This is a genomic window from Capnocytophaga sp. CM59 (assembly GCF_000293175.1).
Lineage (GTDB): Bacteria > Bacteroidota > Bacteroidia > Flavobacteriales > Flavobacteriaceae > Capnocytophaga > Capnocytophaga granulosa.
This window is the reverse complement of the sequence record NZ_ALNN01000015.1, coordinates 39,689-59,419: the sequence shown is the minus strand read 5'-3', so window position 1 is coordinate 59,419 and position 19,731 is coordinate 39,689. Positions and strand designations below refer to the sequence as shown.

The window sequence follows — 19,731 nt, the reverse complement described above, 5'->3', positions numbered from 1 at the left end:
ATTTCTATAAACAACTCAAAATTAAAAACTTATAACTCAAAACTCTTTTCAATGTAGTCTATGATTTTCCCTCTATCTGCTTTGTAGTCAAACCATTGCACGTCGGTAGATTTCTTAAACCAGGTGAGTTGGCGCTTGGCAAAGCGACGGGTGTTCATCTTGGCGTTTTCTATAGCTTCGGTAAGAGTAGCTTTACCGTCCCAGAAGTCAAAGAACTCTCGGTAACCTACTGTCTGTAAGGCGTTAAGATCACGATAGGGTAGCAGTTGCTCTATCTCTTGGAGTAGCCCAGAGTGGAGCATTACCTCCATACGCTGGTTGATACGCTCGTAGATCACCTCCCGCTCAGCTGTAAGACCTATGGTAATAGGTGTAAAGTCACGCTGAGAGGTTTTCTGCTGTAAGTAATAGGAATAAGGCTGATCCCCACTAAGGCATACCTCCAAGGCGCGTATGATACGTTGAGGGTTTTGCAAATCTACTTTGTCATAATAGGCGGGGTCTAACGCCTTGAGTTGCTGTTGTAGGGCGGTGATACCATTTTCTTTGTGCAATTGGTTCAGCTGCTCACGTACGCCTTCTTTTACAGGAGGAAAATCGTCTAAGCCCTTGAGTATGGCATCGTTATAGAGGCCGCTGCCTCCTACCATAATGATAATAGGTTTTCTAAGGAAGAAATCAGATAGGAAAGCGGTTGCTTCTCGCTCAAAATTACCAACTGAATAGCTGTCAAAGATACTTTTGTGTTGGATAAAGTGATGAGGGGCAGCAGCCAATTCCTCAGGGGAAGGCACGGCGGTGCCTATACACATCTCTTTGTAGAACTGGCGGGAATCACAAGAGAGTATCTCTGTATCAAAGTGTTGGGCTAAGGCTATGGCCAAAGCCGTTTTTCCTATGGCTGTTGTACCTACTATATTAATCAAGAAATTCATGGGGGTCTCTTTGGTAAGTCAAGTATTTTTTGTATTTTTGCAAAAGTATAATTTTTCTAGGACATATGTATCTAAAAAATGGATTTTTTGTCAAGAACCAATGGTTTTATATATTACCTATTGGATTATTTTTCTTGATCAATGTCAATGCTTTCTTTGCACCTGAAGTGGATCTTAAGCCGCTCATCGCGCAAATGGGGGAGCTACCTTTTTTTGTGATGAATGTAGGGATCTTTCTTATTTTCTTTTTGGGATTGTTCTTTATAGTCAAGTTTATACACCAGCAACCTATAGTCAAATTCACCACTGGGCGAAAAAGGATAGACTGGGGGCGTATATTCTTTAGTTTTTCCCTATGGGGAGGCTATTTGGTACTACAAACAGGGCTTAGCTACCTACTTTTTCCTGAGGATTATCAGTGGAACTTTGAGCCAGCACCTTTTTTTACCTTGCTACTGCTCTCTCTGCTGTTTATTCCTTTTCAGGCAGGTTTTGAAGAATATTTTTTCAGAGGCTATTTCTTACAAGGAGTCTCTATTTTGTCCAAAAGGCGTTGGATCCCCCTTGTGCTCAGTTCGTTGTTCTTTGGTTTGGTACATATAGCCAACCCAGAGGTTTCCCAAATGGGCTATGGCCTTTTGGCTTTCTATATCAGTTCGGGTCTTTTCTTAGGAATTATTACCGTTATGGACAATGGTTTGGAACTTGCTTTGGGTTTTCATATCGCCAATAACTTCTTTATCTCCATTCTGACTACCTCCTCTTGGAGTGTATTCCAAACCCCCTCTTTGCTTAAGGAGGTAAGTACGCCTGAGGTTACACCGCTCTATGCAATTGACTTCTTTTTGCCTTTACTCATACTGCTCTTTATCTTTGCTAAGAAATACCGTTGGAACGATTGGAGGACAAGACTTTTCGGTAAGATTAACTAACGTGGTCATGGATACACTTGTAAAAAAACACTTACATAGCCAAGCGAAAATAGCTGGAGTTTCTTGTGATACACAAGGATTGGAACAGTTAATAACCTCATGGACAAAGAGTAAGGAAGTCTACCTACAGAAAACAGCTCAATTCCTCTCGGAGTGGTTGTCTCCTCAAGAGACCATAACATTACATACCTCTGGCACTACGGGTACTCCTAAGCTGATTACCGTCAAGAAGGCTTATATGATTCGTTCAGCGATGCTTACAGGAGCTTTCCTACAGCTGCATGCGGGAGATAGCGCCCTTTGCGTGTTGCCTACCGACTATATTGCGGGTAAAATGATGATTGTCAGAGCCTTGGTATTGGGGCTTTCTTTGGAACTACTTCCTCCCAGTAGTACGCCCTTTGCGGCTACTCCCCACAATTTTGACTTTGTCGCGCTGACGCCCATGCAGGCGATGAAATCTCTAAGCGAACTCCATAGGGCAAAGAAGATTATCTTAGGCGGTGCGCCTATCTCGGTAGCTATGGAAGCCCAGTTACAGGAGATTCCTACCGAGATTTATGCCACTTATGGTATGACAGAAACGGTTTCTCATATAGCCTTGCGCCCCATAGCTCCCAAAGAGCGGCATAGCATGGTATATACCACGATAGGGGAGAGTAGGGTCTGGCAGGATGAGCAGGGTTGTCTTGTAATTCATTGCCCTGAAGTGGCCGAAGGGGAAATCCACACCCATGATGTGGTACGCTTACATGGAGCACATGCTTTTGAGTGGCTGGGACGTTTGGATAATATCATCAATTCAGCAGGGGTGAAAATCTATCCTGAAGGGGTTGAGCGCAAGCTCTCATCGTTTATCTCTGATAGGTTTTTTATTTGGAAAGAGCCTGATGAACTATTGGGAGAGCGGGTGATTCTTTTGGTAGAGGGTAGGGAAGCGGACTATCCTCATCTGTTGGAGAATTTACAAAAAGAAACCGTATTTTCTAAGTACGAACTTCCTAAAAAAATATATTTTCTCCCTCATTTTCAGCTTACTGCATCAGACAAAATCCAAAGAGAAGCTACAGCGAAATTACTTTTGTAACTTAAAATGAATATCCTTATAATCAGGTTCTACGTGAATCAGTACTGAGGCAATAGAGGGAATTTGCCTTTGTAAGCTATCCTTGAAAGCATGCGCGATGTCATGCCCTTCCTTTACACTAATATTCCCATTGACAATAATATGGATATCTACACAATAGGACATACCTGTTTTTCTAATATGACACTTTTCTACGGCCAATACGCCTGGCACATCTTTGGATAACTCTTTGATTCTCTGCGATAAGTCATCATACATATCTTCATCTAAGATCTCCGCAAGGGCAGGGCGGAAGATCAAATAAGCATTGACTAGTATAATCCCCGAAGCAACTAATGCTGCCCAGTCGTCAGCCGTCTCATATCCTTCTCCACAGAGCAGAGCGATACTAATACCAATAAAAGCAGCTACGGAAGTAATCGCATCGGCCCTATGGTGCCAAGCATCAGCCTTGAGAGAGGTACTGCCAGTTTGTTTGCTGTCTCTCAGGACAATACGAAAACTTATTTCTTTCCATAGGATAATTCCCCCTAGGAGTAGCAGTGTCCAGGCCTTAGGACTAGAGTGGGGGATAAGTATATTTTGATAACTCTGATAAGCAATCAATAGGGCTGAGGCCACAAGCAGAGCTACGATGATAAAGGTAACCAAAGGCTCTATCTTCCCATGTCCGTAAGGGTGGTTCGCATCGGCTGGCTTTTCTGCATATTTCAGACCGAGAAAAACTAAGAAGGACGAAAACACATCGGAAACCGACTCTATCCCATCGGCAATAAGCGCATAAGAATTCCCTAGTACCCCTGCACTGATCTTTACCCCTGCCAAGGCTAAGTTGGCAAAGATACTAAAAAAGGCAGTTCGGTGGGGGACATGTTTTTCCATGACACATTTTTTATAGTTAAAATGACAGCTAATAAGCATACAAAGGTAGCGAAAAAAATTCGCTTGCTATATATTTCTGTAATTAGAATTTTTAAAATACTGGTTACAAATATATTATATATCATTATATAAACTATAGCTTCTATATATTTTACTTATAATTTACATATTATAAACTGCTTATAATCCATTTAAGTATTTTATTTTCAATAGATTATAATTATTATTTTACTTAAAGTTAAATTTTTTATTTATATAACGAACGTAATAAATTTATAACCAACTAATTGCTTTCTAAATAATATAAAAATAACAAGTGAGAAGAGAAATAGTATAGTGGATTTGAAAAGGACGTAGAATAGCTTTTGTTTGGCAATAAAAAAGTTTGGCATTATTTTTGATGTATTATGACCAATTAAATAAGAATCCTAAATGAAACAGATTTTTTCACTATTGTTCCTATTGGTAGCCATGGTAAGCTCCGCTCAGGAAATTAACTGGATGAGCATGAACGATGCTTTATCCGCACAACAGAAAACACCTAAGAAAATATTTGTAGATGTATATACTACATGGTGTGGCCCTTGTAGAATGTTGTCTGAAAGAACATTTAAGAACAAGGACTTTGTAAAGTATATCAATGACAATTTCTATGCAGTGAAGTTCAATGCCGAAGGCAATGAGGAGGTAACCTACAAGGGTACTACTTATAAGAACAACAACTATGATCCTGCCAAGGCTAATACCCGCAATGGGATGCATGATTTTGCAGGTGCATTGGGTGTAAATTCTTATCCTACTATGCTTATTTTTGATGAAAAAGCAGCACCTATATTTCCTATTGTAGGTTATATGACCGCCACACAGCTCGAACCCCTTATCAAGTTTGCTGGGAATAACACTTACCTTACTGTAACTACCCAAGAGGCTTATGATAAGTATCTGAAGACTTTCAAAGGAACTTTCAAGAATTGATTTCATATTTATTACATTTTTAATTTTATCATCTCAGAGCCAGCTCTGGGATGATTTTTTTTAAAACAAAACTTTCTCCAATAAAATTTGGTTAGTAATGAGAAAAAATGTACTTTTGGCAAAAAATTAAATTATGATACAACAAGCCTCTTTTATAGATTTTTTAGGTATGTTATTTACCGTCTTTCTTGTACTTGCTTGCTTGTTTTGGATCGGTATGTTACTGGTTCCCTTTGCTTTGCGTTTTCTAATCAGAAGGCATATGAATACAATGGAAAAGCAGCTGTTTCAAGAAGAGTCTTTCCAGGGACAAGGTGCCCAACAGCAGTATTATCAAGGCTCCTACACAAATCACCAAAATAGGAATACCTCAGCAGGTGCGCAGCAGAAAAAAGACAAAAAAATAGTTGGCGAATATATTGATTTTGAAGAAATAGAATAGCAGATGAAAGAAAAATTTCAAAAATTACTTCCTCATATAGCTTGTATATTGCTCTTTATGGGGATAGCCTTGGTGTTCTTCTATCCTGTACTACAAGGCAAGGAGATGCAACAGAGTGATATAGTACAATATATAGGCATGTCCAAGGAGCGCAATGACTTCCGCCAGGTACGTGAGAGCTATTGGACAAATAGTGCTTTTGGAGGAATGCCTACCTACCAGCTGGGGGCAGAATATCCATACAACTACATCAAACAATTGGATAGGGTCATTCGTTTCCTTCCGCGCCCTGCCGACTATTTATTTCTTTATTTCTTAAGCTTTTACGTCTTCCTATTAGTGATGAAGGTACGCTATAGATATGCCTTCTTGGGAGCGTTGCTCTTTGGACTTTCTACTTATCTTATCATTATTCTCACTGTGGGGCACAATGCCAAGGCGCATGCTATAGGCTATTTCGGTTTTGTACTGGCGGGAATACTGCTGGCTTTTCAGCGGAAATACCTATGGGCATTTTTGCTTACAACCTTAGCTTTAGCCTTGGAAATCAGTGCCAACCACTTCCAAATGACTTATTACTTACTGCTATTAGTCTTGGTTTTGGGGGCCTATGAGCTTTACCAAACGATACGTAGTAAGGAGTGGAAACCTTTTGTAAAGTCTCTCTTTACACTTGTGGCAGCCGCCCTATTAGCTGTACTTATGAATGCTACTTTGCTACTGACTACCAAGGAGTATGAGGCCTTTAGTACCCGTGGCAAGTCAGACTTGTTACTCAATGCTGATGGTACACCTAAAGGACATACAAGCGGACTGAATAAGGACTATATTACCGAGTATAGTTATGGGGTGTATGAGAGCTTGAACCTGATTGTTCCCCGCCTTTTAGGAGGGTCTAACCATGAGAATTTGGGTGAGAAATCGGCTGTTTATGAGCGACTTATACAACAATATCCTCAGGAACAGGTGTTGGATTTTACCCGGCACCTACCCACTTATTGGGGAGATCAACCCATAGTGGCAGCACCGGCTTATGTAGGTGTGCTTGTTTTCTTCTTCTTTGTATTGGCACTTTTTGTAGTAAAAAGCAAAACCAAATGGTGGCTTTTAGCAGGAGTGATCTTCTCCTTGTTGCTCTCTTTGGGAAAGAATTTCAGCACACTAACCGACCTGATGATTGACTATTTCCCGCTCTATAACAAGTTCCGTGCGGTTTCTTCGGTGCAGACCATCTTGGAGTTCTGCATGCCAGCCTTGGCTATATTGGGGCTTTATACCTACCTAACAGACGAGAAAAGAGCACATAACAAGCAATATTTGTACTATACGGGTGGTATCGTAGGGGGACTCTTATTACTACTTTGGCTCATCAAGGGAAGCCTTTCTTTTGAGGGAGCAACTGATGCTTATTATGCCCAAGCCTATGGGGAGGAACTCATGCAGCTGATTAAGGAAGACAGAAGGACTATGTACACGGCCGATATTCTTAGGAGTTTCACTTATGTAATCCTTGCCTTTGGAGTCTTATATCTGTTCTCTATAGAGAAAATCAAGGAAAAAATAGCTTTTGTCCTTGTCTCTGTCCTGCTTATAGCCGATATAGCCATGGTAACCACTCGCTATTTGAGTGAGGATAACTATGCTTTCCCTTCAGAAAAGGAAAATTATTTTACGCTTTCCAAGGAAGAACAGAAAATACTGGAGGACAAGAGTTATTACCGTGTTTTCTCCGTCAATGAAGCTCTTAATGGTGCCAGAACCTCCTATACATTCCACTCTGTAGGGGGGTATCATGCCGCCAAGCCTAGAAGGATACAGGAACTTTTTGACTACCAACTTTACAAAAATAAAAATGAGCAAATCCTTAATTTGCTCAATGTAAAATACATACTACAAACCGATAGATCGGGCGCTATACAAGTGATGCAAAATTCCAAAGCCCTCGGTAATGCATGGTTTGTAAAGCAGCTTTCTGTTCTTGAGAATGCCGATAAGCTTATGCAGTCTTTGGATACCCTTTCTCCTAAGACACAGGCCGTAACCTTGGACAAGTCGCTTAGAGATACACGCTATCCAGTGGATAGCTTAGCTTTGATTAAGCTGAAAACCTATGAGCCTGATAGGCTAGTCTATACTAGTGAGAATAAGGCCGAAGGGCTAGCTGTCTTCTCCGAGATTTACTACCCTCATGGCTGGACAGCTGTTTTAGATGATACCACACCACTACCTATTTACCAGATGGATTATATACTCAGAGGGGTCGTTATTCCAGCAGGCAAGCATACCCTTACCTTTACCTTTGCCCCTAAGATTGTACAAACGGGAGGGTATATTTCCTTGGCATCAACGATTGCCTTTGTACTTATTGCTTTAGGTATTGTTTTGATAAGTAAAAAACCACATACCAACGAATGAGAACGCTATCTATATTTGTCCTAATAACCTTATTTTCGGCTTGTAATACGCCTATCTTTACACCCGCAGAGGATTTTGTAACACCTTTCGAGCTTTCTGATGGGAGTCATGGCTCATCTTACCAAGAAACCATTGATTTCTATAAGAAATTGGCTACTAACTATGGCTCTATTTCTCTTAAAACTATGGGAAAGACCGATAGTGGTATTCCCTTATACTTGGTAGTGTATAACAATGATGGTATTTTTGACTTTAATCGTATCAAGAAGGACAAACTTATCATTCTTATTGCCAATGGGAGTTCACCCAATGACCGAGAAGGGATTGATGCCAGCATGCAACTGATGCGAAACTTGGCTCAGAAGCAGATCACTGTTCCTGAAAATACCGTAGTGGCTGTCATTCCGATGATGAACTATTTGGGGCAGATGGAGCAAGATTCTTTTTTCAAAAATGAGATTAATACTTTTGTAAACAGAGACTTGTCTGAGGATTTTATAGAAAATAAAAGTCTTAATACTCAGTCCTTTGTAGCACTATTCCAACAGCTCTCTCCACATATATTCGTAGATACCCGTACGCTAAGGAGCAAGAGCAGTGGGGATGTGCTTTATTATCAGAGTGCTATGGAAGAAAATATGGGGAAGATGAAGTACTACCTCAAGGATAATCTGATTCCCCAGCTCAATGACTCCTTAGGGGGTACTTATAGGGATGTGGATAGCCTTGTTCAAAAGAAATTACAACCTAAGTCTATAGCCCCTCTTATACCCGATACGTCCGTAGGATATACCTCCTTATGGAATACCTTAGGGCTTTATATTGCCACTCACAAAGGAATTCCTTACAAAAAGCGAGTGGAGACACTTCACAATGCGCTAAAGAGTATCATCTTGATAGCCAATTCACATAGAGAACTGATCAAGAATTTGCAGGACTTGGATGCTCAAGAAGGATTACAACAACAAACTTATATTCTTTCTGCTCCCAAGGATACCATTCGTATCCCTCAAGCCTACATTGTGCCGCAACTCTTCACCGATGTCATAGACCATTTCAAGGACAATGCTATAGAAATGACCCCAATAGAGAAGGATTCACTTATGCAGGTACATTCTTATATGCTAAAAACCACAAGAGACAGTTTGCCTTTGATTGATTACAAAACAGTAAGGACACAACTGATCCAAAAGAATCAGAAAGTAGCTATCAGAAAAGGCGATCTATTGGTCTCCACTGAGCAGAAAGGACGCAAATATCTATTAGAAACCCTAGAACCTCATGCCAATAATAGCTTTATGCGTACAGGCAAGTTGCCTTTTTTGCCTACTCCTAAGGACAGCCTATGGGTATACCCCATATTTAGTATAGAAAAGTAAATAACAACACTAATTGAGTTTGTTTAATGAGATTATTTTATATTCTTTTATCCCTATCTTTAATCGCTTGTACACCAACCCCTCCTAAAAAGCCTGTGGCCAAAAAGCCCCATCCAAACTTGAAAATGGAGATGGATGCCCGTATTCATACACAGACTTTCATCAACTATTCCTTTGTAGAGGACTCCCTTTCGGGGAAAACCTCCCAATTGAAATTTGATGAACTCACCCTCACTTATGATGCAGAAGGATTTCAAATAGAGCGTTTGTACAAAAATGACTCTCTACAAGAACAATCCTTTTGGTATTATGACCCAGAGCATAGAGTAATTGCTGAGAATTACATCTGTAAAACACTCAAAGACAATTGTATCAATCGAAGAGTAATCAATCATACCTATGATACTTTGGGCTACGAAATCAAGCGCTTTTCTTATGAGTTCTTGGATACTCTTTCCCTCTTTAGCAAATATGAACTCGACTATGATAAGCATGGAAATCTCTCTAATGTTATAGAATATCAGTATCAGAAAGAAAAATGGCGTCCCTTTACTAAGGAAACCTATAAGTACAACGCCAAGGGACAGGAACAAGAGAAAGAAACCTATTATCACTATATGTCCCTATGGCTACTAAAAGAAAAGGAGAATTTCAAATACCAAAAGGACAGTCTTATAGAGGAAAAATTTGCCTATAACTATAAGCAAAGCAATGCTCCTCGTCGCATACGTTATAGCTATATAGGGGAGGAGCAACAGCTTACTTATATCAACGAAAAAGATAGTATTACCGCCATAGAGTCCTATCTATATGACCATAGAGGTGCACTCTCCAAATATACTACCTATGATACCAATGGGGTAGAGCAGCAACGCCAGTATTTCCTATATACCCCCTATGATAAGCGCCTAGAAGAGATTGTTTATAAGGGAGATAAGGAACAGCAAAGAACCATCTACCAGTATGATACCAAAGGACAACTCACCCAAAAAGTTACCTATGTACAGGGTAAAATAAGATACCTAACCCAAGTGAAGTATTCCTATCATTTATGAAAATACTCATTATAGAAGACGAAAAAGACCTGCTCTCTACCTTGCAAACTTTCTTGGAAAAAGAAAATTTCTTGGTAGAGACTGCCCATGATTATCCCTCTGGACTGAAGAAAATAGCCGATTATGATTATGATTGTATTCTCTTAGATATCATGCTGCCCAAGGGGAGTGGTATGGAGCTATTGGACGAACTTCGGACACTGAAAAGGAATACCGCTGTGCTGATCCTCTCGGCTAAGGATTCAGTGGAGGATAAGGTCTTAGGGCTAGAAAAGGGAGCTGATGATTATTTAGCCAAGCCTTTCCACTTGGCAGAACTACTGGCCAGAATCAAATCTATTATTCGCCGCAAGCACCAGCAAGGGGAGGACTTTATCGCTTACAAAAATGTTACGCTATACCCAGAAGATAGGCGCGTGGTAGTAGCAGGCAAACCTATGACTACCAATAGAAAGGAATATGAGATGCTCTATTACTTCATGATTCGCCCAGAGAAATTAGTGGAGCGTACCACTTTGGCCGAAGCCATTTGGGGTGATGATATAGACCAAGTAGATAGCCTAGACTTTATCTACTCCCAAGTGAAAAACCTACGCAAAAAACTCAAATCCTTAGGGGCAGAAATTGACTTTCAAGCAGTCTATGGTATTGGGTACAAACTGGTTTAGATTATGAGAAAAATTCTATATTTGCATGGCTTAGACAGCCACTTGCACGCCGATAGGGAAGAGGTACTTGCCCGTTATGGGAAAATCTTTGCCCCTATCTTTGATTACAAAAATAACCCAGAGCTATTCACTCACTTATGCGAGGAATACCAAAGTATTGATGTGATTATTGGCTCCAGTGCAGGGGGGCTTATCGGCTATTTCTTAGCACAAAAGCTACAAAAGCCCTGCGCTCTTTTCAATCCTGCGCTGAACTACCAGCACGAGCTGCCCTTTGCTCCCTTTTGGGATAAGCAGTATAGGCAATACATGCTCTTTGTCATGGGAGTGCAGGACGAAGTAGTACCTTATAAAGAAATATTACCCATAGCCTTAGCTGACAAAACTCCTAAACAACAGATAGATATACATCTTATACAAAATATGGGGCACCTCTATCCTATTGAAATTTTCTCTCAAGAATTGAAATTTTTCTTTGACAAAATCAGTAGTCAGTAAGCAGCTGTCAGTAGTCAGCCCCTAAGCTGGTGCAAGCTTGTAGCTCTTTATTTATAAAAAGCTTAAACTCAAAAATAATGAATAAAGAAACCATCATCCAAGAAATACTATCAAGGGTAACTGCTACCTTTGACCGATTAGATCTCCCTAAACAACCTTATGGAAGAAATGGACTTTGGGAAGGTATTACTGATTATTTCAAAATCAAACAGCGAAAGAACAAAATAGAGTTTCATAATAATGAGGAAGAATATACTTGTCCTTCCATTACTATTAAAGACTTTGACCAGCTTCCTGATGATTTCATAGACAATGAGTTGCTTCCTGCTTTGGAAGAACAACTTACTCAAATGTTCTTCAATCCTGAGTTTTATTATAGCTTTGAGTACAAACTTACCTTAGTGTTTGATTTTCTTTCTGCCTCAGGGCATCACGCCCGCAAGCAACTGCGATTGGAACACCCTGAGCGCAAGGCTGAACTCAAAGAACGTTTGGATACCTATGTACAAAAGGTAATCTATGAAGCTACTGAGAAAATGAAAGAGAAGGAAGTGCATACTTTCTTTGATAAACTTTTTGATTTTGAACTCACTGGCTACAGCGAGGACAAGGTGGTTGAAATCCTCAGCAAAGGAATTACTCTCATAGATCCTAAGTGGAAAAAGACTTTAGAAGAGTATCAATGGTGCTTGCTTTACTATACTAGAGTATGGAAAGAAAAGGTTTTTATGAAACTATATTACAAAGTAGAAGGAAGTGATTGATCAAAGAAATATACACTCAAGGAAGGTTTGCAAGCAAAAGATATAGATAATGCCAAACTAAACCTATTTGTAGCACAAGCCCTTTGGCAGATCAAATATAAAAAATATAGTTGGGATGTAAAGTTTGCTTGTGAGGATTTAGAGCGAGCTGCTAAGGAATTAGGCTCTAAAAAAGCGGCTATGTACCTCAAAGAGGGAACTGGTATCTTGCCTAACGACCTTATTCATTACAAGGATAGCGAAGTGGAATGCGATGCCAATGATGTTTTTGCTCAAATCAGTGTGAAAATCAAACAAGAATCGGCTACAGCTTACGACAAAGCGTTGAATTTTATCATCGCCCTGCTCAAGGCTGATTTTCCTGCCAGCTACCATATCAAGTTCAGTAGTAAAGCCCGTAAACAGTTTTTACCTATCAAAGGCATTGCCAAATCGTCTACTCATCGCTTCTTTGTTCAAGCACTGCAATACGAAGATTTGCGTCCTAAATTGGTAGCTTATGCCGAGGTAGCTATGAAAGAATTTCAGTGGTACAGTGATGTAGAAGAAGGCGAAAAAAGCTGTATGCCTGGTAGTTATGCCGTTTTTGGCTTAGGACTGATAGGGGAGGAGTACTTTCCCTTGGTGAGCCAATACTTTGCGCTATTGGACGACGAACACCAAATGGTACACAAGTATTTCGTTAGTGCCCTTATAGACCGTTACGGAGTGAATGAGAAATCCTTACCGCTTATCTGCCAAGGAATCACCTCGGCACAGTTTGATATGGTGTTTAAGAATTTGGAAAAAGAAATGGAAAAGCCAGAGAACAAGGAGTTACTCGCAAAATTCCTCAAAGAAAAAGAAGCCTTTTTTACGGCTAACAAAGAACGAGGCTTCTACAGATATTATGAAGAAGAGATTTACTATGCCATCTATGGCAAGCAGTGGAAGAAGAAAGTGAAAAATTAGCTTTGAGATGAAAAAAATCCTTATTCATATGCTCATTATAGCAAGTGCTGTTTATATTTCTTTTGTTTTTTATAGAACAATAGCTATTTATAGCCAAATAGATACTATGAAAAAGACAACAGCTTTGGTAAATACTTGTTATAAGCAATGAGTTATACTAAAGGCATATCTTGAAAAAATAGATGGTGTAAAACAAAAATATAAAATTACGTTTTTATACAGAGCTACAGGATTGTTTTCTATCAGACAAGTTCCTCAAATAAACGATAAGGAAGAAATTACTTATTATGAGATAGAAAAATGCTATTTTAATAAAGATGATGTTTTTAGTACTACTAACAAAGTAGGGATTTCCACTGAAAAATACCAAAGAAGTGATTTTCAATTGTTTTTGGATATTTTTAGTTACTATAAAAATGTACTGTTCTATGCCTTATTTTTTCTTAATTGCACCTTTTACTGTTATGTAGATAATAGTAATAAGAGTATAAAACTTTTCTGTATCATTTATACGATTATTTTTCTATTTATTTGAGAAACACCATTGATAATAAACCATTAATAATTAAAAATGAAAGTAAGTAAATTAATCCTCCTTTTCCTCATAGGAATTATGATAGGAAAAGCACAAACCAAAAAACAAATGAACGACCAAACCATTTACCAATTTGAAGTAGAGGACATTACAGGGAAAGCATTTCCACTGTCAAGTCTACAAGGAAAGAAAGTGATGATTGTCAATACCGCCTCCAAGTGCGGGCTGACCCCTCAGTATAAGGAGTTAGAGGCACTATATCAACAGTATAAGGACAAGGATTTTGTCATCATAGGCTTTCCCGCCAATAATTTCCTCAAACAAGAACCAGGTACCAATGAAGAGATTGCCACATTCTGTCAGGTGAATTATGGGGTAAGTTTCCCTATGATGAGCAAGATTTCTGTCAAGGGTAAGGATATGCACCCTCTGTATCAGTTTCTTACCCAGAAGTCTAAGAATGGCGTCATGGACTCCAAAGTAAGCTGGAACTTCCAAAAATACCTTATCGGAAAGGACGGACACTTAGAGAAAGTTATAGATCCAAAAACCCTTCCTAATGACCCAGAAGTTATTCAGTGGATCAGTGAGTAATGATTAATGTTCAGTGCCAATAATGATTAATAAGATTTCCTTAGTGTAGAGGTACAATTTATGTAGCCTTAATGAATCATTGATCATTATTGGCATTAATCACTATTATTCTATTTTACATAATATAAATTATAGGAATTTCTGATATGCTCAAAAAGAGAGGCTAATAGTCATTGCTGACCTTAGCCTCTCAACGCTTTAATTCTAAGTATTATGTGGAAATTATTTCAATACTTCTTTTACTTTTTCACCAATTTTTGCAGGTGAATCTACCACGTGGATACCACATTCGCGCATGATACGTTTTTTAGCTTCAGCAGTATCTTCGCTACCTCCTACAATAGCACCCGCATGCCCCATAGTACGTCCCTTTGGAGCTGTTTCCCCAGCGATAAAGCCTACTACAGGTTTCTTGTTGCCAGTCTCTTTGATCCAGCGAGCAGCTTCCACTTCCAACTGACCTCCAATTTCACCTATCATGACTATAATTTCTGTTTCAGGATCATTCATGAAGAGTTCTACAGCTTCTTTGGTGGTAGTACCTATGATAGGGTCTCCTCCAATACCTATTGCAGTGGAAATACCCAAGCCTTGGCGTACTACTTGGTCAGCAGCCTCATAAGTCAAAGTACCTGATTTAGAGACAATACCTACCTTTCCTTTCTTGAATACGAATCCAGGCATGATACCTACTTTCGCTTCTTCTGGAGTAATTACCCCAGGACAGTTAGGTCCTATAAGGCGACAATCTTTGTCCTTGATATAGGCAGCAACCTTTACCATGTCAGCTACAGGAATCCCCTCTGTAATGGTGATTATTACTTTAATCCCTGCTTCGGCAGCTTCCATAATGGCATCAGCCGCAAATGCAGGTGGTACAAAGATAATAGAAGTATCCGCCCCTACTTTCTTTACCGCCTCTTTTACAGAGTTGAAAACAGGCTTTCCTAAGTGTGTTTGTCCTCCTTTGTTAGGAGTTACCCCTCCCACTACATTAGTTCCATATTGAATCATTTGCTCCGCATGGAAAGTTCCTTCACTCCCTGTAAAACCTTGTACAAGGATTTTTGAATTCTTATTTACTAATACACTCATTGGTTTGAATTTTTTAGAGCACAAAGTTACTTATTTTTTTTCAATTTTCCAAGAAAAAACGAAATAATGTTCAATTATTTGTGACATTAATCACTAGTCATTAATCACTAGTCACTATCGAAAGCTTTCCCTTCCCCAAAAGAAAGGAGTCTCTATCTGCAAGGCTCTCAGGTAAGTATAACCCTGTCCCCTATGATGACTTTCGTTTTCTATAGCATAGAGTATCCACTGAGCAAAGCTAAAGGTCATATGATACAGTGTTACAGGCCGTGTATAATCCTCTATTGCTTGCCATTCTTGGTCTACTTGTGCTGTAACCCTGTCCCATAGAGCTAACAAATCTTCTTTTTGAGTAGGAAACTTCTCTTCTAAGAACTTCTGATGCTTTTCAGGGAGTATTTCTCCAAATATCCCATCTATGATGCCGATAAACTCTTGTACCATGGCCGAGAACGGACGCAAATTGGCGATGTTAAACTCAAAAAGCTCCTTCTCAGGGAAAGCCTCGATAACCTTACGAGTAAGAGCACGTACATCTTTGAAATTGGTCAGTAGTTCCTCTGGTGTAAGTAATTCTTTCATTATTGTAACATTTAAAATTCAGGGCAAAGGTAGTATTTTCTATTCTTTTAGCAAGTGTACATTCTGATAAAGTTTTCTTATTTCATCTCTCACTTCCATTAGGGCAAATCCCAACAGATTCTTACCACGCCACGCAGCTATATTTTGTGATTTCTCATTGTCTTTGCTCAAGCCTATCCCCCAAATAGTATCGAGTGGACTTGCCTCTACCAGTATTTTATCGCCCGTAGAGAGCAAGAAGTCCATCATAGCCTTGTTTTGGGTGAATTTGTAGTAATTCCCATTGAGCACAATACTGTATTTGGCCTTGTCCCACACCTGAGGATCAAAATTACGCACTTTCCTACCTAAAGCTTTCATAAGTTTAGGATCAGAAGTGTTCATGATTTCTTCCTCTACTTCTTCATCGCCAAACAAACGCGCTTTTTCAGCCATCATATACTGCTCAGCACAATAATACTCATCAGCATCTACAGAAAAAGGTGAGGGTTGCCATTGTGAAAAACAAGATTCATCTACTACCTCTGCATTGGGCTTCCAAAAGAAAACAAACTTGAGCTTCTTTGCCGAATGGATAAAGGTTGCTATAGAGTATTTATAAGCGCCTTTAGGTTGCCAAACAGGAATTCCTTCGTAGTAGTAATCGGTTTCGTCATCTATATCTTGGTCATCCTCTTCCCATCTGTTGTAATGCCAAAAACAAGGATATGGAAAAAGTGCTTGGTACTCTTTTTGTTGTGCAGGGGTAAGGGTCTCATACCAGTCCCAAAATTTCCATTTATAACCTTCGCCAGCGCCCATACGCCAGCCTATAGTAAATTCAGTATAAGCAGGGAAAGCAATCCACTGCGGTGCCATAAGTTCAAATGTAGGTATCATCATAAAGTATTTTTAGTGAGTATATATTTCTTAGGGGTAGTGCCAAATTTCTTTTTAAAGGCAGCTATAAAGTGGCTGGGCATACTATAGCCGAGCTTGAGGGAGAGTTCATTGACATTGTACTGCTCGGTGGTGAGCCACTTGCGCGCTAGCTCCATTTTGTAATCAAAAAGAAAGCTATAGACGGACTCCCCATAGATTTGCTTAAAGCCACTTTTGAGCTTTTTTAAGGGAAGTCCTACCTCTTCGGCAAGCTCCTGCAACGAAGGTGGAGAAGTCATACGCTTTAGAATTATTTCTTTGGCCTTACGGATCTTCTGTACATTGTCTTCATTGGAAAGAAACGGACAAGCCTCACTCTCATTCTCCTGTCCCTTGTTAAAATACAGGCTCAATAGCTCATACACTTTTGCTTTAAGGTATAATGGATATACACTCGTATGTAGATGCATAGTGCGAAGCTGGTGCAAGATGACTGATAACTGAGGAGAAATAGCCCCAGTAGTATAATATTTCTCATGCTGGCCAGAAGGAGAAAGAAAATCAATTACTCCTGATTCTTCCAAGAACAGTGAATGAAACTTTCCTATAGCAATAAAAAGCGAAAAAAGGGCTGACCCTGGTGATAATTGTACTTGTAAAGGTAATATTTCCTTAGGATTGTACAACAAGAGACTCTCCATCTCCTTCAGAGGGAAGGTGTAATTTCCATCATGGAAAACAAAAGTAACCGCTCCCCTATCACAGAAATGAAATTGAATAAAATTTTGTTTGATATCTTGCCTAACATCCTCATAATCATCACTTTCATTTTCTTTTTGGAAAACAAAAATTCCTTCTTCTACTTCCTGAAAAAGAGAGGTACTTTGGGCGCTATTTTTTGAGTACATAATAGAGTGTTTTTTACATTTTCTTATTTAGACTTTTTCTATATTTTAGTGGGTGATTAGTAGTAAAATACTGATTTACAATTAGTCATAAATCAAGATGCAAAGATAGTACTTTTAGAGTAAAAAAAAGAACTTTTAGCGCTATTTTTTTTCAGAATATAACCTTATTTTTGCATTCGTTTTTATGGATAGATCTAATGACTCAAAATACAACTCAAAAGGAAACTCATTTTTATACCATTGGAATTAGCTATAAGAAGGCAGATGCAGATATGCGTGGGCTTTTTAGCCTTGATCAAGAACACCAAGAACGTATTCTATCTCTAGCCCAAGAGGAAGGCATGGAGGGACTCGCTATCATCTCTACTTGTAACCGGACAGAACTCTATGGCTTTGCTCAACACCCTTTCCAACTTATCCAAAAACTATGTGCCCACTCCAAGGCTACCCTTGAGGATTTTGAAAAGGTAGGATACATCTACAAAAATAAGGAGGCCATCAATCACCTATTCAGTGTAGGAACAGGATTAGATAGCCAAATTTTGGGTGATTTCGAAGTGATTAGCCAACTGAAAAAGTCCTTCACTTTGGCTAAAAAATTCAACCTTATCAATGCTTTTATGGAACGTTTGCTCAATTGTGTAATCCAAGCCAGCAAGCGTATCAAAAACGAAACCGAACTCTCCAGCGGTGCCACTTCCGTTTCTTTTGCTTCTGTACAGTATATCATGCAAAATGTAGCGGATATTTCCAAGAAAAATATACTACTTTTTGGTACTGGAAAGATTGGTCGCAATACTTGTGAAAACCTGATTAAGCATACCCAAAACGAACATATTACACTAATCAACCGCACCAAGGAAAAAGCGGAAGAAATTGCCGGTAGGTTTCATGTTTTAGTCAAAGATTTTAATACTTTAGTGCGTGAACTCACTCAGACAGATGTATTGGTAGTGGCCACAGGTAGCAAAACTCCTACCATTACCAAGGAGATGCTTCCTCAAGATAGAGAAATGCTCGTACTTGACCTTTCTATTCCTAAGAATGTTGCCCCTGATGTACAAGAATTGGACAAGGTAACCCTCATTCATATGGATTACCTCTCTCAAATGACTGATGATACACTGGAGCGTAGAAAGACTTTCGTACCTCAGGCACAGCAAATCATAGAGGAAATTAAGACGGAGTTTGACCAATGGCTACAAAACCGCCGCTTTGCCCCTACTATCCAAGCGCTAAAACAATCTTTGGAGGCACTCAAAGAGGGTGAAATAGACTTTCAGCGCAAGAAAATAGCTGATTTTAATCAGGCGCAAGCCGATATCATTGGGGAGCGAATTATCCAAAAAATCACTACCCGCTTTATCAATCACCTAAAAGAAACTTCTACTCCTGAGGAAAGCCTCACCTTTATGAAAGAGGTATTTGAGTTATAACTGATTAGTGGTTAGTAATTAGTCTTAGGAACTAACTACTAACCACTAACTGCTAACGACCTTTTCTTTTTTGGTTCTTACTGATAATAGAAACTACTATGTAAGTAAGCATAAGGCATACCAAGGCAAAGAGAAGAATCATCATAGTCCCTCCTGTATAGCTGTACAAGGGGAGAAAGGATAAAATATTCATAATCAATTATTTTTTATAATTCTTTAAAAACGGTATGTAACAAGCGTTTTTTATCGCTGATACTCTCTTCCATAGAGATCATACTTTCGGTTCTGTATACCCCTTGTATGTCATCTATCATAAAGATAATTTCTTTCGCATGCTTGGTATCACGAGCGCGAATCTTACACAATATATTGTACTTTCCACTGATGATGCTCGCTTGTGTGATATAAGGAATCTCTGTGAGTCGCTCTATCACAAACTGGGTTTGGTGGTTTTTCTCTAAGAAAATACCCACATATGCCACAAAGGTATACCCTATTTTATCGTAATCTACTGTCAGGGTAGAACTCTTGATAATACCTGATTCTTCCATTTTCCTTACGCGAATATGTACCGTACCTGCCGATACCTCCAAGGCCTTAGCAATATCCGTAAAAGGCATACGTGTATTCTCAATAAGCATATCAAGAATCTTGTGGTCAATCTCGTCTAACTTAAATCGTGCTGCCATACTTTTTAATTTTTGCGCAAAGGTAGGAATTTTTTTGATATAACCACA

19 protein-coding genes and 1 pseudogene are annotated in these 19,731 nt (G+C 39.2%); 12 read left to right on the top strand and 8 right to left on the bottom strand.

The features are described from left to right. Positions 1–29 precede the first annotated feature (29 nt). Positions 30–935 carry a tRNA (adenosine(37)-N6)-dimethylallyltransferase MiaA gene (gene miaA, locus HMPREF1154_RS04600; protein WP_009641443.1) on the bottom strand — a complete coding sequence of 302 codons (906 nt, stop codon included), beginning with the start codon at positions 933–935 and terminating at the stop codon, positions 30–32. 65 nt (positions 936–1,000) lie between these two features. Here miaA and HMPREF1154_RS04595 point away from each other — a divergent pair, with 65 nt between their 5' ends. Together HMPREF1154_RS04595 and HMPREF1154_RS04590 are read left to right on the top strand one after the other, a co-directional pair. Then, positions 1,001–1,867, top strand: a complete 867-nt coding sequence (locus HMPREF1154_RS04595) for a CPBP family intramembrane glutamic endopeptidase (protein WP_009641421.1) — start codon at positions 1,001–1,003, stop codon at positions 1,865–1,867. Between the two features lie 7 nt (positions 1,868–1,874). Beyond that, positions 1,875–2,954: an AMP-binding protein gene (locus HMPREF1154_RS04590; RefSeq protein ID WP_009641472.1), complete on the top strand. Its 1,080-nt coding sequence runs from the start codon at positions 1,875–1,877 to the stop codon at positions 2,952–2,954. Here the strand turns inward: HMPREF1154_RS04590 and HMPREF1154_RS04585 are convergent. Beyond that, positions 2,943–3,836 carry a cation diffusion facilitator family transporter gene (locus HMPREF1154_RS04585; RefSeq protein WP_009641484.1) on the bottom strand — a complete coding sequence of 298 codons (894 nt, stop codon included), beginning with the start codon at positions 3,834–3,836 and terminating at the stop codon, positions 2,943–2,945. The genes HMPREF1154_RS04590 and HMPREF1154_RS04585 overlap by 12 nt on opposite strands. Positions 3,837–4,268: 432 nt before the next feature. On the opposite strand from HMPREF1154_RS04585, the gene HMPREF1154_RS04580 reads away from it, so the two are divergent. The 9 genes and pseudogenes from HMPREF1154_RS04580 (at position 4,269) to HMPREF1154_RS04535 (ending at position 14,112) form a co-directional block, all read left to right on the top strand. Continuing rightward, positions 4,269–4,811, top strand: a complete 543-nt coding sequence (locus tag HMPREF1154_RS04580; RefSeq protein WP_009641417.1) for a thioredoxin family protein — start codon at positions 4,269–4,271, stop codon at positions 4,809–4,811. Between the two features lie 133 nt (positions 4,812–4,944). Continuing rightward, positions 4,945–5,253: a DUF4834 family protein gene (locus tag HMPREF1154_RS04575; protein WP_009641498.1), complete on the top strand. Its 309-nt coding sequence runs from the start codon at positions 4,945–4,947 to the stop codon at positions 5,251–5,253. A gap of 3 nt (positions 5,254–5,256) precedes the next feature. Then, entirely contained in the window at positions 5,257–7,668 is a 2,412-nt protein-coding gene (locus tag HMPREF1154_RS04570; protein WP_009641379.1) for a membrane protein, read from the top strand. After that, positions 7,665–9,047: a peptidase M14 gene (locus HMPREF1154_RS04565; RefSeq protein WP_009641420.1), complete on the top strand. Its 1,383-nt coding sequence runs from the start codon at positions 7,665–7,667 to the stop codon at positions 9,045–9,047. Before HMPREF1154_RS04570 ends, HMPREF1154_RS04565 begins: the two co-directional genes overlap by 4 nt. Before the next feature lie 26 nt (positions 9,048–9,073). Then, on the top strand, positions 9,074–10,102 hold the full coding sequence (locus HMPREF1154_RS04560; RefSeq protein WP_009641343.1) for a hypothetical protein: 1,029 nt from the start codon (positions 9,074–9,076) through the stop codon (positions 10,100–10,102). Further along, positions 10,099–10,770, top strand: coding sequence for a response regulator transcription factor (locus HMPREF1154_RS04555; RefSeq protein WP_009641458.1), 672 nt, complete (start codon positions 10,099–10,101; stop codon positions 10,768–10,770). Before HMPREF1154_RS04560 ends, HMPREF1154_RS04555 begins: the two co-directional genes overlap by 4 nt. A 3-nt stretch (positions 10,771–10,773) precedes the next feature. Continuing rightward, complete coding sequence (locus tag HMPREF1154_RS04550) at positions 10,774–11,268, top strand: YqiA/YcfP family alpha/beta fold hydrolase (protein WP_009641370.1); 495 nt, start codon at positions 10,774–10,776, stop codon at positions 11,266–11,268. A 77-nt stretch (positions 11,269–11,345) separates the two neighbouring features. After that, a pseudogene (locus HMPREF1154_RS04545) lies at positions 11,346–12,983 on the top strand (DUF6138 family protein). A 613-nt stretch (positions 12,984–13,596) separates the two neighbouring features. Next, positions 13,597–14,112, top strand: coding sequence for a glutathione peroxidase (locus tag HMPREF1154_RS04535; protein WP_232211975.1), 516 nt, complete (start codon positions 13,597–13,599; stop codon positions 14,110–14,112). A gap of 222 nt (positions 14,113–14,334) precedes the next feature. Here HMPREF1154_RS04535 and sucD read toward each other — a convergent pair whose 3' ends face one another. The 4 genes from sucD to HMPREF1154_RS04515 form a co-directional block, all read right to left on the bottom strand. Further along, positions 14,335–15,207 carry a succinate--CoA ligase subunit alpha gene (gene sucD / locus HMPREF1154_RS04530; protein WP_009641402.1) on the bottom strand — a complete coding sequence of 291 codons (873 nt, stop codon included), beginning with the start codon at positions 15,205–15,207 and terminating at the stop codon, positions 14,335–14,337. Between the two features lie 114 nt (positions 15,208–15,321). Next, on the bottom strand, positions 15,322–15,789 hold the full coding sequence (locus HMPREF1154_RS04525) for a DinB family protein (RefSeq protein ID WP_009641399.1): 468 nt from the start codon (positions 15,787–15,789) through the stop codon (positions 15,322–15,324). Positions 15,790–15,828: 39 nt separating this feature from the next. Beyond that, positions 15,829–16,671 carry an NADAR family protein gene (locus HMPREF1154_RS04520; RefSeq protein WP_009641491.1) on the bottom strand — a complete coding sequence of 281 codons (843 nt, stop codon included), beginning with the start codon at positions 16,669–16,671 and terminating at the stop codon, positions 15,829–15,831. Then, complete coding sequence (locus HMPREF1154_RS04515) at positions 16,668–17,558, bottom strand: AraC family transcriptional regulator (RefSeq protein ID WP_009641359.1); 891 nt, start codon at positions 17,556–17,558, stop codon at positions 16,668–16,670. Before HMPREF1154_RS04515 ends, HMPREF1154_RS04520 begins: the two co-directional genes overlap by 4 nt. Before the next feature lie 197 nt (positions 17,559–17,755). On the opposite strand from HMPREF1154_RS04515, the gene hemA reads away from it, so the two are divergent. Then, on the top strand, positions 17,756–18,994 hold the full coding sequence (gene hemA / locus HMPREF1154_RS04510; protein ID WP_009641449.1) for a glutamyl-tRNA reductase: 1,239 nt from the start codon (positions 17,756–17,758) through the stop codon (positions 18,992–18,994). 52 nt (positions 18,995–19,046) lie between these two features. On the opposite strand, the gene HMPREF1154_RS13490 is transcribed toward hemA, so the two are convergent. Together HMPREF1154_RS13490 and HMPREF1154_RS04505 are read right to left on the bottom strand one after the other, a co-directional pair. Further along, positions 19,047–19,187, bottom strand: coding sequence for a hypothetical protein (locus tag HMPREF1154_RS13490; protein ID WP_009641377.1), 141 nt, complete (start codon positions 19,185–19,187; stop codon positions 19,047–19,049). Between the two features lie 13 nt (positions 19,188–19,200). Then, the gene (locus HMPREF1154_RS04505; protein WP_009641505.1) at positions 19,201–19,683 is read right to left on the bottom strand and encodes an Lrp/AsnC family transcriptional regulator; all 483 of its coding nucleotides are present in this window, start codon (positions 19,681–19,683) and stop codon (positions 19,201–19,203) included. Between the last annotated feature and the right edge of the window lie 48 nt (positions 19,684–19,731).

What these genes read in the sequence shown, in the direction of transcription:
- hemA (WP_009641449.1), top strand. Translation starts at nt 17,756, where the DNA reads ATGACTCAAAATACAACTCAAAAGGAAACTCATTTTTATACCATTGGA.
- HMPREF1154_RS04515 (WP_009641359.1), bottom strand. Translation starts at nt 17,558, where the DNA reads ATGTACTCAAAAAATAGCGCCCAAAGTACCTCTCTTTTTCAGGAAGTA.
- HMPREF1154_RS13490 (WP_009641377.1), bottom strand. Translation starts at nt 19,187, where the DNA reads ATGAATATTTTATCCTTTCTCCCCTTGTACAGCTATACAGGAGGGACT.
- sucD (WP_009641402.1), bottom strand. Translation starts at nt 15,207, where the DNA reads ATGAGTGTATTAGTAAATAAGAATTCAAAAATCCTTGTACAAGGTTTT.
- HMPREF1154_RS04535 (WP_232211975.1), top strand. Translation starts at nt 13,597, where the DNA reads ATGATAGGAAAAGCACAAACCAAAAAACAAATGAACGACCAAACCATT.
- HMPREF1154_RS04565 (WP_009641420.1), top strand. Translation starts at nt 7,665, where the DNA reads ATGAGAACGCTATCTATATTTGTCCTAATAACCTTATTTTCGGCTTGT.
- HMPREF1154_RS04520 (WP_009641491.1), bottom strand. Translation starts at nt 16,671, where the DNA reads ATGATGATACCTACATTTGAACTTATGGCACCGCAGTGGATTGCTTTC.
- HMPREF1154_RS04555 (WP_009641458.1), top strand. Translation starts at nt 10,099, where the DNA reads ATGAAAATACTCATTATAGAAGACGAAAAAGACCTGCTCTCTACCTTG.
- HMPREF1154_RS04505 (WP_009641505.1), bottom strand. Translation starts at nt 19,683, where the DNA reads ATGGCAGCACGATTTAAGTTAGACGAGATTGACCACAAGATTCTTGAT.
- HMPREF1154_RS04570 (WP_009641379.1), top strand. Translation starts at nt 5,257, where the DNA reads ATGAAAGAAAAATTTCAAAAATTACTTCCTCATATAGCTTGTATATTG.
- HMPREF1154_RS04585 (WP_009641484.1), bottom strand. Translation starts at nt 3,836, where the DNA reads ATGGAAAAACATGTCCCCCACCGAACTGCCTTTTTTAGTATCTTTGCC.
- HMPREF1154_RS04575 (WP_009641498.1), top strand. Translation starts at nt 4,945, where the DNA reads ATGATACAACAAGCCTCTTTTATAGATTTTTTAGGTATGTTATTTACC.
- HMPREF1154_RS04590 (WP_009641472.1), top strand. Translation starts at nt 1,875, where the DNA reads ATGGATACACTTGTAAAAAAACACTTACATAGCCAAGCGAAAATAGCT.
- HMPREF1154_RS04525 (WP_009641399.1), bottom strand. Translation starts at nt 15,789, where the DNA reads ATGAAAGAATTACTTACACCAGAGGAACTACTGACCAATTTCAAAGAT.
- miaA (WP_009641443.1), bottom strand. Translation starts at nt 935, where the DNA reads ATGAATTTCTTGATTAATATAGTAGGTACAACAGCCATAGGAAAAACG.
- HMPREF1154_RS04560 (WP_009641343.1), top strand. Translation starts at nt 9,074, where the DNA reads ATGAGATTATTTTATATTCTTTTATCCCTATCTTTAATCGCTTGTACA.
- HMPREF1154_RS04595 (WP_009641421.1), top strand. Translation starts at nt 1,001, where the DNA reads ATGTATCTAAAAAATGGATTTTTTGTCAAGAACCAATGGTTTTATATA.
- HMPREF1154_RS04550 (WP_009641370.1), top strand. Translation starts at nt 10,774, where the DNA reads ATGAGAAAAATTCTATATTTGCATGGCTTAGACAGCCACTTGCACGCC.
- HMPREF1154_RS04580 (WP_009641417.1), top strand. Translation starts at nt 4,269, where the DNA reads ATGAAACAGATTTTTTCACTATTGTTCCTATTGGTAGCCATGGTAAGC.